Origin of the sequence: Psychrobacter pasteurii (assembly GCF_900162815.1) — a bacterium.
GTDB classification, from domain to species: Bacteria; Pseudomonadota; Gammaproteobacteria; order Pseudomonadales; family Moraxellaceae; genus Psychrobacter; species Psychrobacter pasteurii.
Genome location: NZ_FUGD01000131.1, coordinates 40,084 through 66,433 on the forward strand (window position 1 = coordinate 40,084; position 26,350 = coordinate 66,433).

Genomic DNA, 26,350 nt, shown 5'->3' on the forward strand with positions numbered 1-26,350 from the left:
ATATGCCAGTTAAATAAATAACCAACTGGCTTTTGTCCAAACAATAAAAAAACCCTTTTACTTCAAGTAAAAGGGTTTTTTGATAGCTTACAAATCAAAGTTTATTATTTAACTTAATAAGCCATAACAGAATTTAGAACCGAAGTGCCGCTGTTGGATGGGGACCCATGAACCGTGAAGTTCAGGGCGGATGTGTCACTGTCTCTTAAGGTTTCCTGAGACACTGCAAGCAGTGCAGGCATACGCAATGAAACAATAGATAGCACATCCATTTAGTGCATTATCGGCTCAGGGAATAACATCCACTGGCGAACACTTCAGAGTATTTAAATACTAACCAATTTTTTATGAACTTGCAAACCTAAAGCTATATAAGTTTGTTAATAATGTTAACAAAGACTCAAGCCAGAGAATTGTTTGCTTGTATATCTTAAGTTTCAATTTAGAGGATATGGTTAATATTAACTTCTATATTATCGCTCTAAACCCCTTATATTACAGGCGTTCACAATCTTACATTATAGTTAAACTGGCGAGTGTGTTAGAATTAGATAGTCAATTTTGATGTTCATTTTAATAGTTTTGTATATTTGATTTAATTTTCCAACCTTAAAGAATCTAACTTTCCTTGAAATATTGCACTACAAATGGAGATAAAGTAAATGGTAGCAGCTGATAACAACAAAAAAATTCCACACGTTCTAATGATTTTAGATGGCTTTGGATATCGTGAGGATGAGCAGGACAATGCGGTCGCTGCTGCCACCACGCCCAATCTAGATCGTATCTACAGCACTTATGCACATGGCTTAATCTCAGGGTCGGGTGAAGATGTGGGTTTACCTGAAGGTCAGTTTGGTAACTCAGAAGTAGGTCATATGAACTTAGGAGCGGGCCGAGTGCTTTTCCAAGACTCTACCCGTATCTCTCGTGATATCAAAAACCGTGATTTTTATAAAAACCCTGCTTTATTAGAAGCTCTAGATGCAGTGAAAGATGGAGAGGGTAACTTGCATATCATGGGTCTATTATCAGATGGTGGCGTTCACGCTCACCAAGACCATATTGAAGCCATGTGTCATGCCGCTGTAGTCCATGGGGCGACTGGGGTCTATGTTCACTGTTTCTTAGATGGCCGTGATACACCACCAAAATCTGCTGATAAATACATTAAGCGTCTAAAAGAGTTCTTAGCTAACTTAAATGCTTATTATGAAAGTAATGTGCAGATTGCCAGTATTATTGGTCGCTACTATGCTATGGACCGTGACAATCGCTGGGATAGAGTAGAGAAGGCTTATAACCTATTGACCTTAGGGGAGTCAGAGAGAATGGCTACACGAGCAGATGGCGCAGTTCAGGCGGCTTATAAATCTCGTGAGACAGATGAGTTTGTTAGTCCAACGACGGTAATTGAGCATGGTGAGACACCAACGACTATTAACGATCATGATGCCGTTATCTTCATGAACTTCCGTGCTGATAGAGCCCGTGAGTTAAGCCAAGCTTTCATCTTACCAGATCATGAGTTTTCAGGATTTGCCCGTAAGAAGCAGCCTAATTTATCGGCTTTTGTCATGATGACTCATTACTCTGACGAGTTGGCTGCTAACCCAAAAACTTCAGTAGCTTATAAGCCAACCACACTACATAACACCCTAGGTGAGTATCTACAAAATAATGACAAAACCCAACTAAGAATTGCTGAGACTGAGAAGTTTGCTCACGTTACGTTTTTCTTTAGTGGTGGTAAAGAAGATGAGTTCACCGGTGAGTCTCGTATTCTAATTCCATCACCGGATGTGGAAACTTATGACTTAAAGCCAGAGATGAGCGCTCCGGAAGTCACCAAAAGCTTAGTAGAAGCTATTGAATCTGGTAAGTATGATGTGTTGGTAGTGAACTATGCCAATGGTGACATGGTAGGTCACACTGGTAACTTTGACGCAGCAGTTAAAGCCGTAGAGGCCTTGGATGTGGCTGTCGGTGAAGTGGCTGAAGCAGTTATTAAAGCCGGTGGACATATGTTAATTACAGCAGACCATGGTAACTGTGAGCAGATGCAGGACTACGAAAGTGGTCAGGTGCATACGCAGCATACCACCGAACAGGTTCCTTTGATTTATGTGGGCGATAAAAAGGTAACAGTCCGTGAAGGCGGTAAACTAAGTGATGTGGCGCCAACGCTATTAGATCTAATGGGTCTTGAGATACCTAAAGAAATGACGGGTATCAACTTGTTAGAAGCTAAATAGTCATCAGCTAAGTTATAAGCTAAATAACAGGTCAAGATTACCCTAGGACGATACTCTCTTCACGACAACCGATAGTAGAGCATGTGATGCAATTTGAACCTCTTCAAAACATATCAAAAAACCAGGAGTCTATGACTCCTAGTAAGTCTTGGTTAGCCATGCTTAATTCTCGTAAGGTGGGTCATGCGACTGGTCTTACGCTGTTGTCTTTAACGGTTGCTATCAGTGGCTGTTCTTCTATAGGACAGTCACAGACTTCTGGACTAAATAGCGACAATGCTACCGCTGTCATATCGGATTCTGAGGCGAATGCTCAACCCAACTCAGAAGCGGCAAAAAAGCTTAATGATTTGGCAGTTAGTGCTAAAAGGTCTGAAGAATCTTGCGTGGATGACTGTGATGATGTGGATGCTATCGCCTATGTTGATGATGATATAGAGAGTTACGAAGACATAGATTCGCAGCCAGCTCTGATTGATATAGAAGACGATGATATCGATGACTTGGATAATGAAGTCGAAGGTGAGAGATTAGGGGTAGAACATGTCCCGCTTAATGCTATCTCACCACAGACGCTACAAGCTTTTGTAGAGGTTATCGATGTTATTCGTCATGACTATGTCAAACCTGTTAATGATGAGATGTTATTTCAGCAAGCCATAACAGGGATGCTAGAAAAGCTAGATAAGCATGCTGAGTATTTAACACCAGAGAATTACGACAACCTGCGCAGCTTCACTGATGGTGAAATTGCACAAGTAGGTTTGGTGGTGAGGTATAACCCCAGTCAGCAGGCTTGGGTGGTCACCTCGGTACTAAGCCAATCCTCTGCTAAGCAAGAAGGGATTAAAGTCGGCGATAGGTTATTACGTATTAAAAATGCGGAACTAACCTCAGATATGACTGAACAAGATGTTCAGCAACTGCTATCTGGTATTGCTGGCTCTCAAGTTGAAGTTACTGTCATGAGCGCCCAAGGGAGTTCGCGGCGTAACATAACTTTGCAGCGTAATCTGGCAGCTGATAATGAGCTCACTGTGACCGTCAAAGATGGCATCGCCATAATTCGCTTACCTGTTTTCCAAAACGGCTCTAAAGATCAATTAATTAGTGCCTTAAAGCAAACAGGGGCAGCGGTAACTGGTGTCGTTATTGATGTGCGTAACAACCCAGGGGGCGTATTATCCTCTGCGATTGATATCGGTAGCTTGTTTATCAAAGAAGGAGATCTGATTCAGGTCAGAAGTCGTACCAATCACAGTCAACTGATTAAACCTAAGGGTAAGCCTTATTTATCCGATTTACCGGTTGTTGTCCTACAAAACCGTTATTCTGCCTCTGCAGCTGAAGTGCTGGCAAGTAGCTTCAAAAGCAATCAACGGGCACAAATTGTGGGCGAGCAAAGCTTTGGTAAAGGTACCGTTCAAGAAGTGGTGCCCCTCAAATCGGGTGGAGGTATCAAGCTTACGGTAGCCGAGTACCGTAGTACCAAAGGGGAGCTTATAGACGGTATTGGAGTCAAGCCTGATGTTGTTTTAGCTCACGATGGTTCAGATTGGCAGCAAACCGCAGTGAATTTGTTATTGTCTCAAGACCGACCCTTTGGGATTAAGTTTGATACAAAGTTTGATGATGACAGCCTCATGCTCAACGACTATTAATGGTTAAAGACCAATCAAATTAAAGGCCAATCAATTAGTAAGTAATTGATATTTAGCCCTATAAATAAGTTTTTAACATAAAAAAAGAGCTTCTATCAGATAGAGGCTCTTTTTTTATTGGCTAGTTACCCGTTATAGCACACAAGCTTATGGTGTGATTAACCCATGGCGCATTGCTAAGTGGGTTAGTTTTACGTCGCTGTCTACTCCAACTTTTTCAAAAATACGATAACGGTAGGTATTGACCGTTTTGACACTTACGAAAAGCTGGTCAGCGATTTGCTGGGGGCTTTGACAGTTAACCACCATCATAGCGACCTGCTTTTCTCTTTCACTTAATCTATCAAAAGGCGACTCTTCATTATCGGTTAATAGCATATCTGCCAGCTGTTCAGCCACATCACTACTGAAGTACTTACTGCCCTGATACACCTTTTTGATGGCCTTAATCATCTCTGCTAGAGGGGTGCCTTTGGTGATATAACCATTGACTCCCGCCTTTAATAGCATAGAGGGGTAGGGCTGTGAAGAGACACTGCTTACCGCTAAGATTTTTACCTTTTCATCAAATTGGCGTAGGCGTTTTGTGGCTTCAACACCTCCAATATTAGGCATATTAACATCTAATAAGACCACATCTGGGTTAAGCGCTTTAACCATTCTAATGGCAGCTTCACCACTGTCAGCTTCTCCAATAACCTCAATTTCAGGATCATCGGACAGCATTCTACTTATGCCCATTCTTACTAGGTCGTGGTCATCAACCACCAAAACTTTAATCATATTATTTTCCCAAGAGAACGCATAAAACCATAGTGTTAGTAATTTTATGTTGCTGTAGCGTAAAAGAATTGTTTTGAATTGACAACATACCTTAATCCCACCTGTTTAAGTGGAATTAACACTTAACGACTAAGATTAATGATGTTAAGATAATTAACATATTGGCTTTATTTAGTATTAGTATGGTGTTTAAGTTTATATATTAGTACTCAACTTTGTAAATTTTATTGCTTTTCTAAGAAGCACTCAATTGCCCCTAACATCAAAAAGCTTATAATCAAAGGGCATAATTGGGTAAAATTTTTAAATCTATGTGAGTGCACTCCATTGTCGATGGAATTAGCTTTAAGGTCAATAACATCATACCTTTAATTAACCTGATAGTTAATTATTCTTTTTACACTATTTTACGACTCAAGTGGGATGAAATATGAGCATAAATAAATCTTTCAACAAATCTTTTATCTTTGTTTGCATCGCATTGGGTCTGGGTACCGTAAGCTCCGTATCTAATGCTGCGTTAACAATCGTTGAGCCAAGCAAAACAGGCAACACACAAGTTAAGTGGGGCAACGCCGGTGGTTTATCAGAAGCCCGCAGTATCATGTACTCCAATCCTGGGGTAACTTCTAACTCGACCACCTCTTTTTCTACTAATAACTACTCAAGCTCTTCAAGTTTTGTAGACAGATTACCTATTTCAACAGCATCAAGAGGCGTTATCGTCCTAGACGTTGAGACTGGGCAGCCTTTATATGAGAAGAATGCTGATGTGGCTCGCCCAATTGCATCTATCACTAAGATCATGACGGCTATGGTGGTACTAGATGCCGGTCTTGATATGCGAGAAGAAATCATGCTTGAGCCTGAAGACTTCGTAGGTCCTAAGCGTGCTAGCTCTCGTTTGAAATCTGGCGACCGCATGAACCGCGCAGAGCTGTTGTTAATGACACTAATGAAGTCTGAAAACCCAGCCGCCAAATCTCTAGCCCGCAACTTCCCAGGTGGCTATGATGCCTTCATGCGTGCGATGAACGCTAAAGCCCGATCTTTAGGTATGAACAGTGCGTTCTTTGGTGATCCAACGGGCCTAGATAAGCGTAACGTAGCTTCTCCAATGGATCTAACCAAAATGGTTCAAGCGGCTGGCCAATATGAAGTTATTCGCCGCTTCTCTACAACCAAAAACTATGACTTCTTTGTTGCCAACTATAGTGCCGGTAACCGTAGATATCCTGCTAACAACACCAGTAAGCTAGTTCGTAGCGGTACTTATCCAATCGGTATCTCTAAAACAGGCTTTATTAATGAGGCCGGTCGATGTGTGGTAATGGAAACTCAGGTTAATAACCGTCCAGCAATTATTGTTATTTTAGGTGCTGATAGTTCTAACACGCGTTGGAACGATGCAGAAAATATCCTGCACAACTTAGCTTTACGCCGTACGATCTAATAGCTAACTTCTGGTTATTTATAGCTATTGATAATTAAGTACCAAATGATAGTTAAGTACCAAAAATATAATTAAGTACTAAAAAGTTAAGTCCAAAAAAAAGATTGCTCTATGGAGCAATCTTTTTTTGTTTTTGAAAGTCGATAAATTAAGAGGCGTGTTGCATACATAAAGTTGCATAAGGAACTGCTTCTAATCTTTTATCTTCGATATCTTCACCACAGACAGTACATTCGCCATAGGTACCATTCTCAATACGGCTTAGCGCATTATTGACATAGGTTAGACCTTGCTTGGCTTCGACCAATAGAGTTTTACGCATCTCATTGTCGCGCATAGAAATGGCTTGGTCGTCCCAATGCTCATTTAAATCATCTTGAGGGTTGTAGATATGGTCTTCAATTTTATCAATGCGATTTTGATATTCTTGTTGTAGTTCTAAAAGACGTGCTTTAGCAGCAGAAAAATCTCTACTCATTATATTTCTCCTTAAATAGCTATTTTTATAGGGGTTATTGTTTTGTATGGATATTGATAACCCTTTCTTATTTCTTTGTTTATATCTTCTATATTACCATTTATTCCCTAATAAATCTTTGCATTACTCTAAATAATAAAGAGTTAGTTTTAAGAGCTTTCCATAATAATAGGCACAAACTGAGGCGAAAATAGGCGCCAAAATATGATAGAATTCTTGCACTATTTTTTCTTCAAACCTCAAACAGAAGTGTCAGCTAATTTTGACTTCTAATCATAATTAAGTAAGGGTAAATACATGAACTTCGCTAGAATGGAAAACCAAGATTTAACCGGAAAAACTGTGTTGATTCGTGAAGACTTAAACGTGCCAATTCAAAATGGAAAAATTTCTAATGATGCGCGTTTGCAGTCAAGTTTGCCCACCATCAAGCTAGCTCTTGAAAAAGGGGCAGCGGTACTGGTTTGCTCACACTTAGGTCGTCCAACAGAAGGTGAGTTTGAAGAAAAATATTCTATGCAGCCTGTGGCAGATTATTTAAGTGAACATCTAGGTCTGACTGTCAGCTTAAATAAAGACTATGCTCAGCAAGAAGTATCAGTTAAGCCAGGTGAAGTGGTACTGCTAGAAAACGTTCGCTTTAACGTGGGTGAAAAGAAAAATACCGAAGCTTTATCGCAGCGCTATGCTGACCTATGTGATGTCTTCGTTATGGATGCATTTGGTACAGCACACAGAGCTCAAGCTTCTACTGAAGGGGTCATTCAAGCTGCCGCTAAAGCGGGTAAAGTTGTGTGCGCAGGTCCTTTGCTAGCTGCAGAGCTTGATGCGTTAGACAAAGCATTACATGCTCCTAAGAAACCATTGGTGGCCATTGTAGGGGGCTCTAAAGTTTCTACTAAACTAGATGTACTGATTAGCTTAGCGAAAATCTGTGACCAAATTATCGTGGGTGGTGGTATTGCCAACACCTTTATCGCAGCCAAAGGTCATTCAGTAGGCGCTTCTTTATATGAAGCAGATATGATTGATACTGCCAAACAAATCATGACTCAGACTGAGATTTTGTTGCCTGAAAATGTAGTCGTAGCGGATAAGAATCAAATTAACTTTGATGATTTTATTAACTCATTGCAATCGGCAACACCAACAGTAAAAAATATTGATTCAATTTCTGAAAATGACATGATTTTAGATGTGGCGGCTGAAGGTGCAGAGCATATCTTTAATGCAGTTAAGAATGCAGCGACGATCTTGTGGAATGGCCCAGTTGGCGTATTTGAAGTAGATGCCTTCGCAGAGGGAACCCGACTATTGTCTGAAGCAGTAAAAGACAGTGAAGGCTTCTCTATTGCAGGCGGTGGTGACACCTTGGCTGCTATTCATAAATTTAAAGTAGAAGATGGTGTAAGCTATATGTCTACTGGCGGTGGTGCTTTCTTAGAATTTGTAGAAGGTAAAGTATTACCTGCTGTTGCTGCATTAGAAAAACACAGCGCTAAGTAATCAACATTTGTTAAGGAAACTTACGACTGATAAGGGTTGCTTGCTTTGTTTGCCTTAATCACAGCCTAGCTTAGCTGTGCATTAGATTTAGTTAAACTAAAGTTACTTAATGCTACTTGTGTTTTCAATTATTAGCTATTAGAATGCTGAAAAATCTAATATTGCATATTGTGAGGAGTTCACATGTTATACCGTAATCTTTTAATCGCAGGTCTTGTTACTAGTGCTGTTGCTATCACTGGTTGTAGTAAAGAAACTGAGCAAGCTGCAGATGCAGGTGCTGTAGAAGCTGCTGCTGAAAGTGCAGGTGAAGATGCTGTTGATAATGCCCAAACTGCAGGTGCTGTAGCTACTGGTGCAGCTGTTAATGCTGGTGAAGCTATTGCTGAAGGTGCAAACGCTGCTGTTGAAGGCACAGCAAACGCAGTATCAGAAGGGGCAACTGCCGTAGCTGAAGGATCAAAGAATATAGCAGAAAGCACTGCTGATAGTGTTGATCTAGAAGCTGATCCTGCAGTCGCTGAAGCCGTTGATGAAGATCAACAGTACTAATTTATTTGCTTAAACTCTTAAGGTTTAAATACTGTATTTAGCTATAGAAAATATTTAAGTTAAAGAAATATTTAAGCTAAAGAAATTTAAGTAAAAAAGCTCTGATATATATATCAGGGCTTTTTTTATGGCAGGTAATTTATTGAAATCTAGTAACCGAACTTAGAGGCTAACTTAGAGAAAAATAAGGGCAAAGCACAAGTCCGGTAAATGACTGGGTATCTTTGCTATAATGAAGTTTGTTTTTTTATTAGAGAATTAAAATAAGATTATGATAGGACTAATTGAAGGTAAGGTATGTCATTTGTCTGCTCCTGTGGCCTGCATTATGACCACTTCGGGCGTGGGTTACGAGATAGAGTTACCTCTACCAGACTTCTGTCAGCTGCAACTAGACGCAAGTGTGGCTGTATGGACTCATTTACATGTACGTGAAGATGCTCAGTTACTGTATGGATTCGTTAAGCATCAAGAAAGGGATGTCTTTCGCCAGCTCATTCGTATTAATGGGGTGGGGGCAAAAATGGCATTGGCGATGATGTCGACCATGTCTGCACCTGAGCTGAAGCATGCGGTTGAGACGGACAATGAGGTGGCATTAACTCGAGTCCCAGGTATTGGTAAAAAGACAGCGCAGCGACTGCTTATTGAACTAAAAGGCAAGTTTGATAATATTGAAAACAGTGGTGGTCTCTTTGAAGAGCCAGAGGGCGCACCAAAATCTGCTGCGGGTAGTGAAGGGGTGATACTTGCTGAGGTTGAATCGGCGCTTATTAGCTTAGGTTACCGTGATAAAGAAGCTCAAAAAGCCATTAAAGCTGCTAGAGAAACGGAAGCGGGACAAAATATAGTCGATACTCAATCACTATTAAAGTTAACTCTACAACAGCTTTCAAGTTTTTAGGCACAAGCTTTTTGCTATTCTGAGCTCTAAGTTTAGATCACACAAAACAAAAAGCCCTTCAGTTATGTATTGAAGGGCTTTTTTAATACTAATTATGAGGTTGTTACTTTATTAGTTTAAAGTGGATTTGATTAGTCGAATCAATCTTTCAATAAGCTGGTCGCTTTCTTCACGTTTTAGATTTAAAGGGGGGAGCAGACGGATAACATGACCACCGGTAACGTTGATGATTAGTTTTTCTTCCTCACGCGCCCTGTCTACGAAAGTACTGCAATCGGTCTCTTCTGGCAAAACAACCCCTATCATCATGCCGTATCCTCGGGTAGTAACGCCAAGCTCTTTTAAGGCTTCACTCAAAGATTGCTGAATATAGTCGCCTTCAGTAACCGCGTTTTGCATAACATCACTGTTGCTCAAAATGTTATAAACGGTATGCACGACGCGGCTGCCTAGGGGCGTTCCGCCGTATGTAGAGCCATGACTGCCCACTTGGAATAAGTCACGAGCACGGCCACGGACCATGCAGGCACCAATAGGGAAGCCATTGCCTAAGCCTTTAGCGGTAGATAATACGTCAGGTTTAGCATTACTGTGCTGATAGGCAAAATACTTACCGGTACGACCATTACCAGTTTGTACTTCATCTAGCATGAACAGCCAGTCTTGCTCATCACATAGCGCTTGCACTTGCTCTAAATAGTCAAAGCCATCTTTGGCTGTATTTAATCCGCCTTCGCCTTGAATAGGCTCTAATAAAACGGCAGTAATCTCATCATGATCTTGCGCAGCTTGTCTTAAAGCTTCGATGTCTCCAAAAGGTACTCGAATAAACTCAGAGTCTAAGGTAAAGAAGCCTTCACGAGCTTTGGGATTTGCGGTGGCAGTGACCGTTAATAGAGTACGGCCATGGAATGACTTCTCCATAACGATGACTTTAGGCTTTTTATAGCCTTTGTTATGGCCGTATAGACGTGCCATTTTAAGGGCAGCCTCATTAGCTTCAGCACCACTGTTGGCAAAAAAGACACTGTCCATGCCAGCAGCTTGGCACAAAGCTTCAGCGGCCTTTTGCTGCCATTCAATCTCAAATAAGTTACTGGTATGAACTAAAGTGGCGGCTTGCTCTTGAATGGCTTTCGTAATCTGCGGGTGGCAATGACCCAGGCCACAAACAGCGATACCCGTTAAGGCGTCTAAGTAAGCGGTATTGTCAGAGGTATAAAGCCAGCTGCCTTCTCCTCGAGTAAAGCTTATAGGTTGAGGGCTATAGGTAGGCATAATATAGGAGTGCGATGCTGACATAATGGGTCCTTAAACATTTAGCAGATAGGAGGGTAATAGATATTGTATCTCAATAAATGACACGTTTGGGGAATATAAAACAGTGTGTTAATTGAATAAGTGTACTAAAGCCATGTCAAGAATTAATACTTAAGATCCTCTGAAAAAGGTGACTCTTCAGCGGCAACACGATATTCTTCATTGGCCCAAGCGCCTAAATCAATAAGTTTGCATCGATCACTACAAAAAGGCTTGTAAGGGTTGTCTTGCCAGGCAGTCAGTTTTTTACAGTGGGGACAAGGATAAGTCTTTGGGCTTGAAAGTGGTTTGGAATTATCAGTAGAGTCAGTCATATCATAAGGTCTTTAAATAACAAGTAAGTTGTGGGCCACTAGGTGACCTTTTATGATTATAGCATGAGTATCATAGGGCTTATACTGCCTGCTATATATCTTAGCTATCCATATCAAGCTGATTTTATTACCAATGCAAATATTAAATTAACCGCTAGAGTTCACCCTGACAGGGCTTTAGAAATGATAATATACAATACATTACCCATAACTTTACAACTCGATTAAGTGTATAAAACTTCTTATGTCTGCATCAAATTCTAACTCTTTATCGTCTACTCAGGCTCTAAGTCATAAAAAAAGCCGCTGCTTTAAGCCTGAGAAGCTAACTGCCCCTAGAGATTTTTCGATTCCTAGCTTTGTTGCCCGCCAGCTTCAAGACAGTAAAGCCAGTGCTGGCCAGGCAAGTGTGAGTCATAACAGTCGCCCACTGATAGTAGAAATTGGCGCTGGAAAAGGGATGCATGCTTGCTTGTATGCCAAAAATAACCCTGAACACGATTTGATTGCCATTGAACGAACCCAAAATAAATTCACTGCGTTTAATAATTTAGTGCAATCGGTGAGTAACGAGGTAGTCAATCTTGATAATATTTTAGCGGTACATGCAGACGCCATTCCTTACTGTGTACACGCGTTGCCGGTACAAAGCGTCGATGTATTTTATTTACTGTATCCAAATCCTGAACCTAAAAACCCGAATCAACAATGGTTAAATATGCCATTTTTTGAGTTTTTATTATCAAGATTAAAGCCAAAGGGTAAGGTAATATTGGCTAGCAATATCGAAGAGTATATAGACAATGCTTATCAGCAGGCTGTAGACACCTGGTGCTTAGCTACTCAAAGAAAGGAAGTGCCTATTGAGAGTAAACGTACTCACTTTGAAATTAAATACCTAGCCCGTGGTGAGACCTGTTGGGAGCTTGAAATGATTAAGCCTGAAGGCTATAAGACTCGATTTGATGACTGGAATTCAGAAGCATTGCAGTCAAATTAAGTACAATCAATAGCTGATACTCATAAAAAAAGGCTTACTTGAATCATTGATCCAAGTAAGCCTTTTTTTGTCGCTGAACTAACCAAAGCGATTAGTGCTTTAGCGTCTGCATATTAATAGGGACAAACTTGCTAATGGTGTCGTAAGTGTTGGTTCGGGCATTTAGTACCGTCAAGAAGGTATAAGCTCCGATAAACTTACGGCTGATGAACATAAACTCTTTTGGCGGCAAGCTGAACTCACGAGACTGCATAGCGCTACCTGAGCTTTCCATGAGTCGCTTATGTAAGTTGCTATTGGCCCAGTGGTAAAAGCCGTGCTCATCTATAAAGCTGCTGGCTTTATTCTGTGGCAGGTTAGGGTCTCTAAATGGTTCTGTGGCCAATAAGAATACCTCGGCCATATTGCTCTTAACTTCAGTGCTCATGCCGTCAAAGAAATGATAACCTTGCATGGCATCAATCATTTGCTGCTTGTCATAATTAAAACCAGCTAACATAAGATTGCGGGCGATTTTTAATAAATGATCATCAAACTGACGCATCGCTCCGAAGTCTAATAAGATAAGCTTATCTTTGCCGTTAGGCTTATCTGCAGGCTCTGAGCGAATTAAGTAGTTACCAAAGTTCGGGTCAGTTTGCATTTCTCCCCAAACAAAGATTTCATTAAGCATGATGTCAATTGCCGCTTTACCTAAAGCATCACGGCGGCGCTGTGGTAACTCTTTAAGATTGGCGCTGGTAACGGGTACACCTTCCTCAAAGCTTAAGCACAACAGTCTTTGAGTTGAATAAGCTTCAAAAACTCTAGGTACTACGTAGCGCTCATCGTCTTTTAGACGCTCATAAAAGCGAATGGTGGTTTGGGCTTCAGCAAAATAGTCTACTTCAACTTTCAATAGGTCGCTGATTTCATTAAACCACTCATCTAAGGCTTTGGTTTGCGGAACAGCATTGGTAACTTTTAATAAGTGCTTGAATAAACTTAAGTCAGAATCAATGGCGTCTGCAACACCAGGATACTGAACTTTTAGTACCACCTGCTGGCCAGTAGCTTTAATGGTAGCGCGATGCACTTGTGCTAAAGACGCGGTACCGATAGGGGTGTGCGAGACTTCCAGTTCATCTAAACGGTTGCCCAGTTGTTGGCGCAATACCGACTCTACCACTGGCCAAGATAAGCTGGCTGTGCTGTCATTTAAGCGATGTAGAGCTTCGGTAATCTCAGGATGTAAAAAGTGCTCACCGTATAAAGCCAACATTTGACCAATCTTAACGACAGAGCCTTTTAGTTTGCCCAACTCATCTGCTAAGTAGGCAGCTTGCTCTTTCATAAACTCTTGGTTGCGAGAGGCTCTTTCTTCTTTACTTAAAAACAGACCGCTAAAGCTATTACCTGCCCAACGTCTTCCTAAGTTTAAAGAGGTCTTAGCTATAGAAAGGCGGCGGTCTAAACTAGAGGTTTTAAGTTCGCTCATCTCATTGGCTAAGCGGCTTCTAGGTAAGTCTGTATGTGGCGGTGTTGAAGAAGATGAATTTGACATGTTTTAACCATATTGAAAAACAAAAGCTGTGTTATGGCAGTGTTGCCAAGGCAGCAGCTGTATAAGTAATTAGGGTAGGTACGAATATCCTGAAAGGTATTAACTTATAATTATCTGAACCGTACCAGTTAATACTACCTTGTCGACCTAATCTCTAGAGTAACATTGTTATTCTTTTGACGCACTGACCTGAGAGTTTTAATAACAAACCTAATAAAAAATAAGCTAGGTCTTAACCGTAACTAAGCATTAAATTAACAAGCATTAAATTAAATAGGTATTAAGATATTAAGACTAGGTATCTACTATATCAATGGGGCTTATTACCAACAAAGCAATGGTAAAAACCCAGCCCCATGATTTATTTCACAATAAAGCCAATTAATTACAGCAGGCGTTGTTAGTCACGATTAAGGGCTCTATAACCGATATCACGGCGGTAATGAGCACCCTCAAATTGAATAGAGGCGGTCACTTTTAACGCTTCTTGTTGAGCGTCGCCAATAGTGTCCCCTAAAGCGGTAACACAAAGCACACGGCCTCCATTTGTAACCACATGCTCACCTTCTTGCTTGGTGCCGGCATGGAATACTTTAGTGGTTTCGCTGCTTTGTAGCTCTCGAAGGCCAGTAATCACATCGCCTTTAGAAGAAGTCTCTGGGTAGCCTTTAGAAGCTAGGACGATACCTAAGGCGGCACGCTCATCCCATTCTGCAGTGTTAGGCAGCTTGCCAGCCACCCCTTGTTGGATAAGTTTGACCAGTGAGCTTTTTAAGCGCATTAAGATAGGCTGAGTTTCAGGGTCACCAAATCGGCAGTTGAACTCAATGACGTAAGGGTCATTTTTGTCATCGATCATAAGGCCGGCATATAAGAAGCCAGTGTAAGGGTGGCCTGCCTCTTTCATAGCATCAACCACAGGCTGAATGACTTGATCGATAACTTTTTGATGAACCTCTGGGGTAACAACAGGGGCTGGCGAGTAAGCACCCATACCGCCAGTGTTTGGACCCGTATCGCCTTCGCCCACACGTTTGTGGTCTTGGCTGGTGGCCATAGGTAGAATATTTTCGCCATCAATCATACAGATAAAGCTGGCTTCTTCACCTTGTAGGAACTGCTCAATAACCACACGGCTACCGGCATCGCCAAACTTATTATCTCCAAGCATGTCTTCAATGGCTTCATGCGCTTGTTCAATGGTTTCAGCAACAATAACGCCTTTACCTGCTGCAAGCCCATCTGCTTTGACAACAATAGGCGCACCATTTTCATTGATATAAGCTTTGGCTGCCTCTATGTCAGTAAACGCCTCATATTTTGCAGTTGGGATATTGTTGGCTTGCATAAACTCTTTGGCAAAAGTCTTAGAACCTTCAAGCTGAGCACAATATTGAGTCGGACCCCAAGTTGCGATATTTGCTTTGTTGCAGTCGTCAACTAAGCCGGCTACTAATGGCGCTTCTGGGCCGACAATAATAAGCTCAACTGCGTTTTGCTGACAAAAAGCGATAACCGCTTGGTGATCTGTGGTATCAAGGTCAATATTTTCACATTTTGGTTCAAGGGCTGTACCAGCGTTGCCATTGGCCACATAGACTGTGGAGACATCTGCGTCTTTTGCACATTGCCATGCCAGTGCGTGTTCACGACCGCCAGAACCAATAATTAAAATATTCATATATATCCTTGTTAACTTAATGAGGTATGGTTATTAATGGGAAAATATTTACACAATAGGCCAGCTTATATTGGCGATATAAAAAGGCGCAACATAAACTGGCCCACAGTATATGGGATAATTACACTCATTTTATCAAAATCTAGGCGTTAGGGGCAGGTTTGTTAGCCCTCAAAGCTATTATTACGTATAAATAAGGATAAACCTCTTAAAAAATGGGATTTGGTTTATTATTGATGATTTTTTTGAATTATTTTTACTTGAGGAGAGGCATTATGGCCAAAGTTTTAATTTTGATTGGGGTGGTTTTGGTGGTATTAGGCCTGATATGGAGTGCTTTTCCTGGGGCTTTTTCTTGGATAGGTAAGCTGCCTGGGGATATTCGTTATGAATCTGGGAACACCCGAGTTTATTTTCCAATCGTCACTATGATAGTGGTGAGTGTGGTACTAAGTATTTTACTCAACTTGTTTCGCCGTTAAGCGGACAATCTAGCTTCACCGTTAATAAAATCTCAGGATTTATACAGGCTATTAACGTCAATAAAGTAATGAATTGAATTTACATATTCTGGTTAAGCATGGCTTTTGTTTGGATAAGTTGATGTCATAAACAGTGCAGTATGCTATATTATTGCGCTTTGTAAAATTCATTACAGTCGCACTTAGACTGTGTTTGTCTCCTAACTTCAGTGTAACTTCAAAAGCTGTAAACCGTTATTCAAGATGACTGCCATGAGCGATATGATTGTTCTAGATCAAGTATATAAAAAATTCCAGACTCAAAAGGATGGTAAAACCTATTGGTTTACTGCTGTTGAGCCTATCTCATTGACTGTAAAACAAGGAGAAATCTTTGGTTTGATGGGATATTCCGGGGCAGGGAAGTCGACTTTATTACGCTTAATGAATTTACTTGAACGTCCTGATGGGGGCACGGTTACTATCGATGGCGAAGTGCTGACTGATATGAACCCCAAGCAGTTGCGAGTCGCTCGTCATAACGTGGGTATGATTTTTCAGCAGTTTAACTTGATGTCTAACAGAACTGTTTTTGAAAACGTGGCATTTAACTTAAAGGTTTCAGGCTATGCCAAAGATAATATCTATGGCCGAGTTATGGAGTGCTTGGAGATTGTTAATCTAACCGATCGTGCCAATCATTATCCTGCTCAGCTGTCTGGCGGTCAAAAGCAGCGCGTTGGTATTGCTCGTGCTATTGCTCCAAATCCAAAAGTACTACTGGCTGATGAGCCAACCAGTGCCTTAGATCCTTCGACCACCCGTACGTTACTGGCTACCTTAAAAGAAGTGAACGAGAAGTTGGGTGTGACCATTGTCATCGTGACTCATGAAATGAGCGTTATTCGTCGTATTTGTAATCGAGCCGCTTTATTGCATGAAGGTCATCTACTCGAGGTGGCGGATATTACTGATGGTCAAATTATAGCCACCACTGAAGTGGGTCGCGGCTTGGTTCAGGAGGATTAATAAATGCTAGCAATGAGTTTTAACGATGCCACAGCCCGTCTTTGGGAGCTGCGTAGTGAAATCTGGCAAGCAACGATTGATACCTTTGTTATGCTGGGTATATCAACCACAGCGGCGATTATTATCGGTGGCTTCTTTGGGGTGTTTTTATTTTTAACCAGTGATAAGCAGTTACTGCAAAATAAGACCTTTTATGCGTTACTGGGCGGTGTCACCAACTTCATGCGCGCCTTCCCCTTCGTTATCCTAATGATTGCGATGACTCCCTTTACCAAGTCCTTAATTGGTACCAGTATTGGTCCCATTGCGGCATCGCTAGTATTGGCGCTGGCAGGTTCGTTTTATTTTGCTCGTTTAGTTGAGCAAAACTTGAGAGAAGTGCCACGCGGCATTGTTGAGGCTACTGAGTCTATGGGGGCAAGTCCTTTTACTATTATCAAGGTTTTGCTAACAGAAGCCCGTTCAGGTCTGGTGCTATCAGTGACCATACTGTGTATTAGCTTGCTGTCTTATTCAGCTGCAGCTGGTATGATTGGTGGCGGTGGTCTTGGTGACTTAGCCATTCGTTATGGCTACTACCGTTATCAAACTGAAGTGATGATCTTCATTGTGATTATGCTTTCAGTTATGGTAATTGGCATCCAGGGAATTGGTAACTTATTAGCGGCCAAATTGGATAAGCGTTAAGGCTAAGTTTTTGATAAAGACGACTTAGTCAACACAGTCTTAATGAATTTAATTCATAAGTAGTGCCAAAAGTTTCATGTAGAAATGCGTAGTTATCGGTTAGAATGTGAGTCACACACTACAGCAACAATCGTTAAGTCTGTGGTAACATTTTAACTTTCAAATAACTTTTAACAAAAATGCTTTGTTAAAAACACCTTCTTATTTAAAGGATTGATCCATGAAGATAGCTGAAATTCGTAAGCAAGTTTTTGCCGCAGCCGCCATAGCCGGTATCTCAGGCCTAGCATTAGTAGGTTGTAGTAACAGTGCTGACCAAGACGCAGCCAATGCTGATGCTGCCGCCGGTACTGCTGAAGAGAAAACGACCATCGTAATCGGTACCACTGAAGGTGACTTCGCCGATATGGTTCGCGATCAAGTTAAAGGTGAGCTTGAGGCACAAGGTTACACGGTTAAGCTGACGACTTTCACTGACTATGTTCGTCCTAACTTAGCTTTGGCTGAGGGTGACTTGGATATCAATATTTTCCAACACAAGCCTTACTTAGATACTTTTAAAGCAGAAAACAACTTAGAATTAGTTGAAGTTTTCCAAGTACCAACTGCACCATTAGGCGTATATAGTGGCAAGAAGAAGTCATTGGAAGAAGCTTATGATGGTATGAAAGTATCTGCTCCTAACGATCCAAGTAACTTCGCTCGTGCGTTGGTAATGATGGATGATTTGGGTTGGATTACTTTAAAAGACAACGTGGATCCATTAACAGCGTCTAAGTCTGATATCGCTACTAATCCAAAAAATATCGATATCATTGAGCTAGAAGCAGCTCAGTTACCTCGTGCTCGTGATGATGTTGATTTTGCTATCATCAACGGTAACTATGCTACCGACTCTGGTATTAAGCTAACAGAAGCTTTATTCCAAGAAGCCAGCTTCGCGTATGTTAACTGGTCAGCGGTTAAAGCTGCAGATAAAGAAGCAAAATGGGTTAAAGATGTGACCGATGCTTATAACTCAGAGAGCTTCAAAACTTATGCTCACAAATCATTCCCAGGCTATAAATACCCAAAAATTTGGGGTGAAGGCCAAGAAGAAGCAGAAGCTAAATAATCTGCTGTCATAAACTTTGAGGGTGGCTGTTTGGGCTACTGTTAAAGATAATATAAAAAACCTGTTATCTGTAAGGCTTAAGGTCTGATAGGTAGCAGGTTTTTTTATATTTGTTTATTGCTCTTTTTTGACCCAGCTAACCCTTCGTTAGGTTAACCAATCTGTAAATTAACATCGAGATATAGGCAGATATTTGGTAAACTTAAAGCCTAACTTTGATTACCCTCTTTGTACACCTATTGTTTTCTTGCTTTTGCTGTCTTAAACACTTGTTTTCTTAAATTAGAAAAAACAACTTGGGCTCAACAATTATGAGCTCTAAAACTGAAAAATGATAATTCTATGACTGCTGCATACCAAGCTCCTGCTAACCCAATGACTCCATCACCTAAGGGAGTAGATAGTGCTGTGCCAGCTTTGTTAGTTCAACAGCGACACATATTGGGCATGATGGGATTAGATATTTGGGTGCAGCGTGATCGCGCTACTAGCACAGTAGACTATGACGCTGTGGTTGAGCAGCACAATCAGAGGGTTAATGATCAAGCCAGCCAAAGCCGCCAACATATGGGGCAAGCTGTGGTTAGTGAAGCTCCACTAGCGGTTGATCATAATGGACAGGCGTCAAAACCTGCTACCGCTGCAGTAACAGAGGCTCCAGTTATAAGCCGGCCAGATATAAGCCGATCAGATATAGACCGTCCCGTTGTTGAAACAGGAAATTTAACGGCCAATCCGATACAGGCTTTAAAACAAAAGCTCGATGTCTCTGAAGGGCAGAGTACTCAAGCGAAGGTCAGCCTAGCGGATAGCTTAGAGCAGGTGGCCCCCTTTGAAATTGTGGGGGTAAGCTTTAAAGACTGGGTATTAATAGCAGATGCTGAGACATTCAAGCAGCCACAGCAATTAGCCCTTTGGGAAAATATACTTAGTGCCTTATCGCTAAGCCCACAAGTGCTTAAATTCCCTATTTGTCCGGGTATTAGTGATAAAGAGTCGGCCAATGCTAGTGTGGCAGGATTTATATTTTGCTTGGCTAAAAGAAATGATGTCAAAGTGGGTGCGCTCACTGAAATGCCCAAAAGCTTGAGCCATCCACAGCTTGTGACTCTGCCTTATCTGGCGGATATGCTACAAAATAGTGACCTAAAAAAACAACTGTGGCAAACGCTCAATCAAAAGTAACCTCATTCCCCTTATGAATAAATGCTGAGTCAGTTAACAGTGTTTATCGCTTTGGTAATTGTATTATACTTATGCAGTTAACCTAAAAATGCTGTATCCCCACCCACCTTATTGTTTTGTAGGATAATTATGAATCAAGCAACTGCAGCCACTAATTTAAAACAAGAAACTCCTGTTAATCGTTTGCATAACTTTTGTGCCGGTCCGGCCTCTTTACCTACAGAGGTATTGCTAAAAGCACAAGCTGAGATGTTAGACTGGGAGGGTAAGGGCGTCTCTATCATGGAGATGAGTCACCGTAGTTCAGACTATGTAAAAGTGGCACAAGAAGCGGAACAAAGCTTACGCCGCTTAATGCAGATTCCTGATAATTACAAAGTGCTTTTCTTACAAGGTGGTGCAACACTTCAATTCTCTGCTATTCCGTTAAACCTACTGGGTAACCAAGATGGTAAAGGCAAAGCAGATTATTTGACCACAGGTGCTTGGTCAGGCAAAGCAATTAAAGAGGCCAAACGTTATGCTCAGTTAGGGCTGGGTGAAGTTAACGAGGTGGCTTCTAGCAAAGACTCAAACTTTACTACAGTACCAGAACAAAGTGAGTGGCAGCTAACTGAAGGCGCTGAATATTTTCATTACTGTGCTAACGAAACCATTCATGGGGTGCAAATTTTTCAGCCGCCTCAAGTTGATGCTCCGTTAGTTGCAGATATGTCTTCATGTATCTTATCAGAGCCTATCGATGTTTCTAAGTTTGGCTTGATTTATGCCGGTGCCCAAAAGAACATTGGTCCCGCAGGCCTAGTTATCGTTATTATCCGTGAAGACTTAATTGGTAAAGCCAGTGAATGGTGCCCAGCTTTGTTAGACTATGCGAATCAGGCTAATAAAGACTCTATGTTAAACACGCCAGCGACTTACTCTTGGTATCTTGCTGGTCTGGTGTTTGAATGGTTAGAGCAACAAGGCGGCTTAGAAGCTATTGCAAAAATTAACCGTCAAAAAGCTGAGCTACTGTATAAAACCATCGATGACAGTGAGTTTTATATTAACAATGTAGACTCTCAGTATCGCTCAATCATGAACGTACCTTTCACGCTAAAAGACAGTAGCCTAGATGCCCAGTTCTTAGCAGAAGCTGAGCAAGCCGGTTTACTAAACTTAAAAGGGCATCGTGATGTCGGCGGTATGCGTGCTAGTATTTATAACGCTGTGAGTCTTGAGTCGGTACAAGCCTTGTGTGACTTTATGATTGAGTTTGCTAACAAGCAGGCTTAAGTTTTAATGGGTACTGATTAAATAAAAGTCATGCTATAAGCTAAAGGATAGGTGAGCTGTGCTAGGAATTAAACTGACCAAAGGAGGGGTAAATGCAGATTAAGCTGTTTTTTAAAAAACAGAATGCTTTTTTTGCTTCGATTTTATTGAGTGCCCTGCTGCTCAGTTTGACTCCTAGCGTCCATGCTGCTTCTATTACTGTGACAGCCCTTGGTCACAATAGTGAGGCGCGCTATATCAATGCGCCTTACTTGCCTTATGCTAACCCCAACGCCCCTAAAGGCGGCATGCTTTCTCAAGCGGCGATGGGGACCTTTAACAGTGCCAACCCTTGGATGACCACAGGGGTATCTATGAGCGGTACGGACTATCTTTACGATACCTTGTTGGCAGGCTCGTTAAGCGAGTCATTTGTTATGTATCCGCAGTTGGCTGAAAAAATCACCTACGATCCTGATGATACCAGTTGGATTATTTATCATATTAATCCTAAAGCCAAGTTTTGGGATGGCAGTGCTGTTACCAGCGAGGATGTTCAGGCCACTTATGAGGCCTATTTAAATAAAGGATTGATGCAATTACGCAGCTATTTGGCAGCTATTGATAAGGTAGAAGTCATAGATAAGCGCCGAGTAAAATTTCATTTTAAATCATCAGAAAATAAAGAGATTTTATTGACGGTGGGGCAGTTTCCCATCTTTAAGAAAGCTTCGGTTGAAAAAGACTTTGAAAAGCTATCGCTGACGCCATTGATGGGCAGTGGCCCTTACCAGTTGCATCACGTGGAGCAAGGCCGCAGTGTGACTTATAAGCGTGATCCTAACTACTGGGGTCAACAACTTATGGTCAATAAAGGTCGGTTTAACTTCGACTATATTAAATACATATACTATGGCAGTGATGAAATTGCTCTAGAAGGATTTAAAGTAGGGCAGTATCACTTTCGTCAAGAAAGCTCGGCGAGAAAATGGACAACAGCGTATGATTTTGCTGCTGCCCGAGCCGGATTAATAAAAAAAGAAGCCATTGTGACCAAAAATCCTGTGATGATGCAGGCTTTGGTGATGAATCTTCGTAAAAATATCTTCTCTGATATACGTGTTCGTCAAGCAATGACTGATGCTTTCGACTTTGAGCTTATGAACAAGACCTTGTTCTATGATCAATATGAGCGTTTAGAAAGCTATTTTCACGGCTCGGAGCTTGCGGCTACCGGAACGCCAGATGATGAAGAGTATCAGGTATTAAAGCCTTTATTACCTAAGCTTGAGCCTATTCAAAGACAAGCTGCTGTGGCTAAGTGGCAACTTGCTAAGTCAGATGGCAAAGGCTACCATCGACAAGCTTTATTAAATGCCAGACAAAAACTGCTGGAAGCGGGCTTTTACTATCAAGATATGAAGCTGTATCAAGCCAATGGCAAGCCAGCTAGGTTTGAAATCTTAATCACTGATGAAAAAATAAGCCGAGTGTTATTGCCTTATGTGCGAAACCTAAAGAAATTAGGGTTTGAAGTCTCAATTCGTCAGGTTGATACCTCTCAGTATCTAGAACGGTTAAGACGATTTGACTACGACATGATAGTGGCTGGCTTTCCACAAAGTACCTCACCAGGTTCTGAACAAAGCTATATGTGGGGTAGTGCTGCCGCCGATGAGCAGGGCAACCAAAATTATAGTGGTATAAAAAACGAAGCCATTGATACTGTGATAGACAAGCTTATTAAAGCTGAGAACAGAGAAGAGATTGTGCTTTATACTAGGGTATTAGACCGTTTGTTAAGGGCTGGATATTACATGGTGCCTATGTATGGTACTACCAGCACCCGAGTGGTCTACTGGGATAAATATCGCCACCAAAAGACCCTACCAGATAATGCGGTCGGTATTGATTATTGGTGGGTGGATAAATCCGCTGAGTCGATTATTACTAAATATCTCAAATGATGACACCAGGCATGACCTATGGCATTCTTGTGTAAATAGTAGAAGTCACTATCCTTCACATTATAAGAGTTTGCATCAAAAAATATATTTTAAACAATAGGAAGTTCCATGAGCTTAATTATTACGCCTATACCCGCCTTTAATGATAACTATATATGGGCGTTGGTAAACGATAAAAATAAACAAGCCATCATTATTGATCCAGGCCAAGCAGAGCCTGTTGCTGAATATTTAGAACAGTATCAACTTGAGCTGACAGCCATTTGGGTGACGCATCATCATCATGATCATGTGGGTGGAATAGCCGAGCTACGTGAACTGTATCCTATGACTCATGTGGTAGCCGCCTCTGATCATGGAGTAAGTCCCGATCAGGTGGTTAAAGAGGGCAGCTCAGTGAGTGCTTGGGGATATACAGCGCAGGTATGGGCTGTTCCTGGGCATACCGCCTCACATTTGGCTTATGTATTAACCAATGAAGATGTGAAGCAAGTATTCTGTGGTGACACCTTATTTAGTGCAGGCTGTGGCCGAGTGTTTACAGGCACTATGGAGCAGCTGTATGAAAGCTTGAAGCGACTTAATAAGCTGCCTGAAAACACCTTGTTTTATCCCGCCCATGAGTATACGGCCTCAAACTTAAGATTTGGCTTATCTATTGAGCCAGATAATCAGGTAATGCAACAAACCTTATCAGAAGTTGAAGCTCTAAATGAGCAGGGTAAACCTTCTTTACCAGTCACATTAGGGCATGAAAGACAGGTTAACGTGTTCTTGCGTAGTGAAGAGCTGACCGTAATTGATGGGGTTCAACAACAGGTAGAGCTATCAGATACCAAACCATTAACTGTATTTAGCGCATTAAGAACCTTAAAAGACACTTTCTAACTCAACGGACTTGATTGGAACTCTCATGATAAGCAGTAATAAATAAGGATAGGCTCATGGGTCGTTATATTTTAAAACGGTTATTGCTTATCATACCCACTTTATTTCTCATTCTTTTGACCAATTTCATCTTGGTTCAGGCCGCACCAGGAGGTCCGGTTGAGCAGCAAATAGCACAAATTGAGCTGGCTCAAAATAAAGGAGAAGTTGCTGGGGCATCAATGGGAGGCGGGAGCATCCTTTCAGAAGGCGGCTATAGAGGTTCGCGCGGTCTGTCTGAAGAGATGGTAGAGGCCATTAAGGCCCAATACGGCTTTGATAAGCCGGCCCCTGAGCGCTTTTGGATTATGCTAAAAAACTATGCCGTACTAGATTTTGGTACGTCGTTTTTTAAGGGTAAGCCGGTTACTGAGTTGATTGTAGAAAAACTGCCAGTTTCTATTTCTCTTGGTCTTTGGAGCACTTTGCTCATCTATCTTATTGCCATACCCTTAGGTATTTATAAGGCCATGCATCATGGTTCTGGTATGGATAAGTTGACTGCGGTTATGCTAGCAGTGGGTCATGCCATACCCATATTTGTGTTTGGTGTTATTTTACTGGTGCTGTTTGCAGGGGGAAGCTACTGGCAAATTTTCCCGTTACAGGGTCTGGTTTCAGAGAACTTTGATCAACTAAGCCCATTGGCCAAAATCAAAGACTATTTTTGGCATTTAGCCTTACCACTGACGGCAAGTACCATTGGCGGCTTTGCAGCACTGACTTATTTAACCAAATTTAGCTTCATTGAAGAGTTGTCCAAACAATATGTGCTGACCGCGCGTGCTAAAGGCTTGAGTAATCATCAAGTACTGTATGGTCATGTGTTTAGAAATGCCATGCTCATTGTTATTGCTGGCGTTCCTGCAGCTATTGTTAGTATATTTTTTACCGGTAACTTCTTAATAGAGATTATATTTAAGTTGGATGGCTTGGGGCTACTTGGCTTTGAAGCCATTGTGCAGCGAGATTATCCAGTGATATTTGGCACTTTATTTATCTTTACCTTGGTGGGTCTGTTATTACAGCTTATTAGTGATATAAGTTACCATCTCATTGACCCACGTATTGACTTCGAGGGACGCTAAGATGAGTAAAGATAAGCCATTGCTTAATCCAATATGGCAGGCAAGACTCAATCGCTTTAAGCAAAATAGACTCGGAGTGATTGCTCTAATCTTGTTTTGCCTGATCTCTTTGATTTGTCTAGGCGCTAACTTTGTGGCCAATGATAAGCCGCTGGTGGTTAAGTATGAGGACACTCTTTATTTCCCTGTAGTTAAAGCTTATCCCGAGACAACCTTTGGCGGAGTATTTGAGACAGAAGCTGACTACAAAGACCCAGCGGTGAAGGAGTTGATTGAGCAAAAAGGCTTTATGATAATGCCGCTCATTGAGTTTGCAGATCAGACCGCCAGTGTTGAATTGGAGCAGCCTTATCCAGCACCGCCTAATGCCAGTAATTGGTTAGGAACGGATGACACGGGTAGGGATGTGCTGGCTCGAATCCTTTATGGTATGCGGGTCTCTTTAATATTTGGTTTGGCGTTAACGCTTGCAGGGTCATTGATAGGTATCATCGTTGGGGCAGTGCAAGGTTATTATGGTGGTTGGCCAGACTTAATTGGTCAGAGATTTATGGAAGTTTGGGCGGGTTTGCCTCAGCTGTTTATGATCATTATCTTGGTCAGCTTATTTAACCCGAGTGTTTGGGTGTTATTTGCTTTAATGCTGCTGTTTGGTTGGATGAGTTTGGTAGGTCTGGTTCGTGCAGAGTTTCTAAGAGCGCGCAACTTTGATTATGTGAGAGCAGCACGCAATTTAGGAGCCTATGATACCAAGATTATGCTGCGCCATATTCTGCCTAATGCACTGGCCTCAAGTTTGTCCCAGCTGCCTTTTATCTTAACAGCCAATATCGTAGCCTTAACCTCTCTTGATTTCTTGGGCTATGGATTGCCCCCAGGCTCTCCTTCTTTAGGGGAGCTGATGAACCAAGGTAAAGATAATTTAGATGCCCCTTGGTTGGCGTTATCTGCCTTTTTTAGCTTAACCCTGGTGTTATCCCTGCTGATATTCGTCGGAGAAGCGCTCAGAGATGCGTTTGATCCAAGGCGCTAGTGAGTAGCTATGTGGTGGCTATAAAGCCTAGAGCAAAAAAGGTTCTTATTGTGATGAACTGAACCCCATAAGTTGGACACAACTTATGGGGTATTTTTATGCGTTACGACCTAGACTTTAAGATAAAAGTCATAGCATACTATAGGCAAGGA

The 26,350-nt window shown here is 41.6% G+C and carries 23 protein-coding genes and 1 other RNA gene; 17 read left to right on the forward strand and 7 right to left on the reverse strand.

Annotation, left to right across the window (positions count from 1 at the left end; translation table 11 throughout):
* Positions 1-135 precede the first annotated feature (135 nt).
* Positions 136-327, reverse strand: a non-coding RNA gene (gene ssrS, locus A1232T_RS11750) — 6S RNA.
* 335 nt (positions 328-662) lie between these two features.
* Between ssrS and gpmI the strand changes: the two genes are divergently transcribed.
* Positions 663-2,255 carry a 2,3-bisphosphoglycerate-independent phosphoglycerate mutase gene (gene gpmI / locus A1232T_RS11755; protein ID WP_077449588.1) on the forward strand — a complete coding sequence of 531 codons (1,593 nt, stop codon included), beginning with the start codon at positions 663-665 and terminating at the stop codon, positions 2,253-2,255.
* 131 nt (positions 2,256-2,386) lie between these two features.
* On the forward strand, positions 2,387-3,916 hold the full coding sequence (locus tag A1232T_RS11760) for a S41 family peptidase (protein ID WP_244152463.1): 1,530 nt from the start codon (positions 2,387-2,389) through the stop codon (positions 3,914-3,916).
* A gap of 147 nt (positions 3,917-4,063) precedes the next feature.
* On the opposite strand, the gene A1232T_RS11765 is transcribed toward A1232T_RS11760, so the two are convergent.
* Entirely contained in the window at positions 4,064-4,699 is a 636-nt protein-coding gene (locus A1232T_RS11765; protein ID WP_077449590.1) for a response regulator, read from the reverse strand.
* Positions 4,700-5,129: 430 nt separating this feature from the next.
* Here A1232T_RS11765 and A1232T_RS11770 point away from each other — a divergent pair, with 430 nt between their 5' ends.
* Positions 5,130-6,152: a serine hydrolase gene (locus A1232T_RS11770; protein WP_077449591.1), complete on the forward strand. Its 1,023-nt coding sequence runs from the start codon at positions 5,130-5,132 to the stop codon at positions 6,150-6,152.
* Between the two features lie 148 nt (positions 6,153-6,300).
* Here the strand turns inward: A1232T_RS11770 and A1232T_RS11775 are convergent, their stop codons facing one another.
* On the reverse strand, positions 6,301-6,630 hold the full coding sequence (locus A1232T_RS11775; protein ID WP_077449592.1) for a TraR/DksA family transcriptional regulator: 330 nt from the start codon (positions 6,628-6,630) through the stop codon (positions 6,301-6,303).
* Between the two features lie 297 nt (positions 6,631-6,927).
* Between A1232T_RS11775 and A1232T_RS11780 the strand changes: the two genes are divergently transcribed.
* The 3 genes from A1232T_RS11780 (at position 6,928) to ruvA (ending at position 9,592) form a co-directional block, all read left to right on the forward strand.
* The gene (locus A1232T_RS11780; RefSeq protein ID WP_077449593.1) at positions 6,928-8,136 is read left to right on the forward strand and encodes a phosphoglycerate kinase; all 1,209 of its coding nucleotides are present in this window, start codon (positions 6,928-6,930) and stop codon (positions 8,134-8,136) included.
* 183 nt (positions 8,137-8,319) lie between these two features.
* A complete protein-coding gene (locus A1232T_RS11785) occupies positions 8,320-8,688 on the forward strand; it encodes a hypothetical protein (protein WP_077449594.1) in 369 nt (122 codons plus the stop codon).
* Positions 8,689-8,959: 271 nt separating this feature from the next.
* The gene (gene ruvA / locus A1232T_RS11790; protein WP_077449595.1) at positions 8,960-9,592 is read left to right on the forward strand and encodes a Holliday junction branch migration protein RuvA; all 633 of its coding nucleotides are present in this window, start codon (positions 8,960-8,962) and stop codon (positions 9,590-9,592) included.
* A gap of 111 nt (positions 9,593-9,703) precedes the next feature.
* Here ruvA and A1232T_RS11795 read toward each other — a convergent pair whose 3' ends face one another.
* A complete protein-coding gene (locus A1232T_RS11795; RefSeq protein ID WP_077449596.1) occupies positions 9,704-10,894 on the reverse strand; it encodes an aspartate aminotransferase family protein in 1,191 nt (396 codons plus the stop codon).
* 122 nt (positions 10,895-11,016) lie between these two features.
* The gene (locus A1232T_RS11800) at positions 11,017-11,226 is read right to left on the reverse strand and encodes a DNA gyrase inhibitor YacG (RefSeq protein ID WP_077449597.1); all 210 of its coding nucleotides are present in this window, start codon (positions 11,224-11,226) and stop codon (positions 11,017-11,019) included.
* Positions 11,227-11,470: 244 nt separating this feature from the next.
* Between A1232T_RS11800 and A1232T_RS11805 the strand changes: the two genes are divergently transcribed.
* Positions 11,471-12,226, forward strand: coding sequence for a class I SAM-dependent methyltransferase (locus A1232T_RS11805; RefSeq protein WP_077449598.1), 756 nt, complete (start codon positions 11,471-11,473; stop codon positions 12,224-12,226).
* Positions 12,227-12,317: 91 nt separating this feature from the next.
* On the opposite strand, the gene A1232T_RS11810 is transcribed toward A1232T_RS11805, so the two are convergent.
* Positions 12,318-13,769, reverse strand: a complete 1,452-nt coding sequence (locus tag A1232T_RS11810) for an ABC1 kinase family protein (protein ID WP_077449599.1) — start codon at positions 13,767-13,769, stop codon at positions 12,318-12,320.
* 400 nt (positions 13,770-14,169) lie between these two features.
* Positions 14,170-15,450, reverse strand: coding sequence for a phosphoribosylamine--glycine ligase (gene purD, locus A1232T_RS11815; protein WP_077449600.1), 1,281 nt, complete (start codon positions 15,448-15,450; stop codon positions 14,170-14,172).
* A 275-nt stretch (positions 15,451-15,725) separates the two neighbouring features.
* Between purD and A1232T_RS11820 the strand changes: the two genes are divergently transcribed.
* The 10 genes from A1232T_RS11820 (at position 15,726) to A1232T_RS11865 (ending at position 26,198) form a co-directional block, all read left to right on the forward strand.
* The gene (locus tag A1232T_RS11820) at positions 15,726-15,932 is read left to right on the forward strand and encodes a DUF2905 domain-containing protein (protein ID WP_077449601.1); all 207 of its coding nucleotides are present in this window, start codon (positions 15,726-15,728) and stop codon (positions 15,930-15,932) included.
* A gap of 252 nt (positions 15,933-16,184) precedes the next feature.
* Positions 16,185-16,940, forward strand: a complete 756-nt coding sequence (locus tag A1232T_RS11825; protein WP_208606952.1) for a methionine ABC transporter ATP-binding protein — start codon at positions 16,185-16,187, stop codon at positions 16,938-16,940.
* A 3-nt stretch (positions 16,941-16,943) separates the two neighbouring features.
* On the forward strand, positions 16,944-17,627 hold the full coding sequence (locus tag A1232T_RS11830; RefSeq protein ID WP_077449603.1) for a methionine ABC transporter permease: 684 nt from the start codon (positions 16,944-16,946) through the stop codon (positions 17,625-17,627).
* A gap of 220 nt (positions 17,628-17,847) precedes the next feature.
* Positions 17,848-18,741: a MetQ/NlpA family ABC transporter substrate-binding protein gene (locus tag A1232T_RS11835; protein WP_077449604.1), complete on the forward strand. Its 894-nt coding sequence runs from the start codon at positions 17,848-17,850 to the stop codon at positions 18,739-18,741.
* Positions 18,742-19,083: 342 nt separating this feature from the next.
* Entirely contained in the window at positions 19,084-19,926 is an 843-nt protein-coding gene (locus A1232T_RS11840) for a hypothetical protein (protein WP_077449605.1), read from the forward strand.
* 129 nt (positions 19,927-20,055) lie between these two features.
* On the forward strand, positions 20,056-21,204 hold the full coding sequence (gene serC / locus A1232T_RS11845) for a 3-phosphoserine/phosphohydroxythreonine transaminase (protein ID WP_077449606.1): 1,149 nt from the start codon (positions 20,056-20,058) through the stop codon (positions 21,202-21,204).
* Between the two features lie 92 nt (positions 21,205-21,296).
* Positions 21,297-23,150, forward strand: a complete 1,854-nt coding sequence (locus A1232T_RS11850) for an extracellular solute-binding protein (RefSeq protein ID WP_077449607.1) — start codon at positions 21,297-21,299, stop codon at positions 23,148-23,150.
* Positions 23,151-23,258: 108 nt separating this feature from the next.
* On the forward strand, positions 23,259-24,038 hold the full coding sequence (gloB, locus tag A1232T_RS11855; RefSeq protein WP_077449608.1) for a hydroxyacylglutathione hydrolase: 780 nt from the start codon (positions 23,259-23,261) through the stop codon (positions 24,036-24,038).
* 56 nt (positions 24,039-24,094) lie between these two features.
* Positions 24,095-25,165: a microcin C ABC transporter permease YejB gene (locus A1232T_RS11860; protein WP_077449609.1), complete on the forward strand. Its 1,071-nt coding sequence runs from the start codon at positions 24,095-24,097 to the stop codon at positions 25,163-25,165.
* A 1-nt stretch (position 25,166) separates the two neighbouring features.
* Positions 25,167-26,198 carry an ABC transporter permease gene (locus tag A1232T_RS11865; RefSeq protein WP_077449610.1) on the forward strand — a complete coding sequence of 344 codons (1,032 nt, stop codon included), beginning with the start codon at positions 25,167-25,169 and terminating at the stop codon, positions 26,196-26,198.
* Positions 26,199-26,350 lie beyond the last annotated feature (152 nt).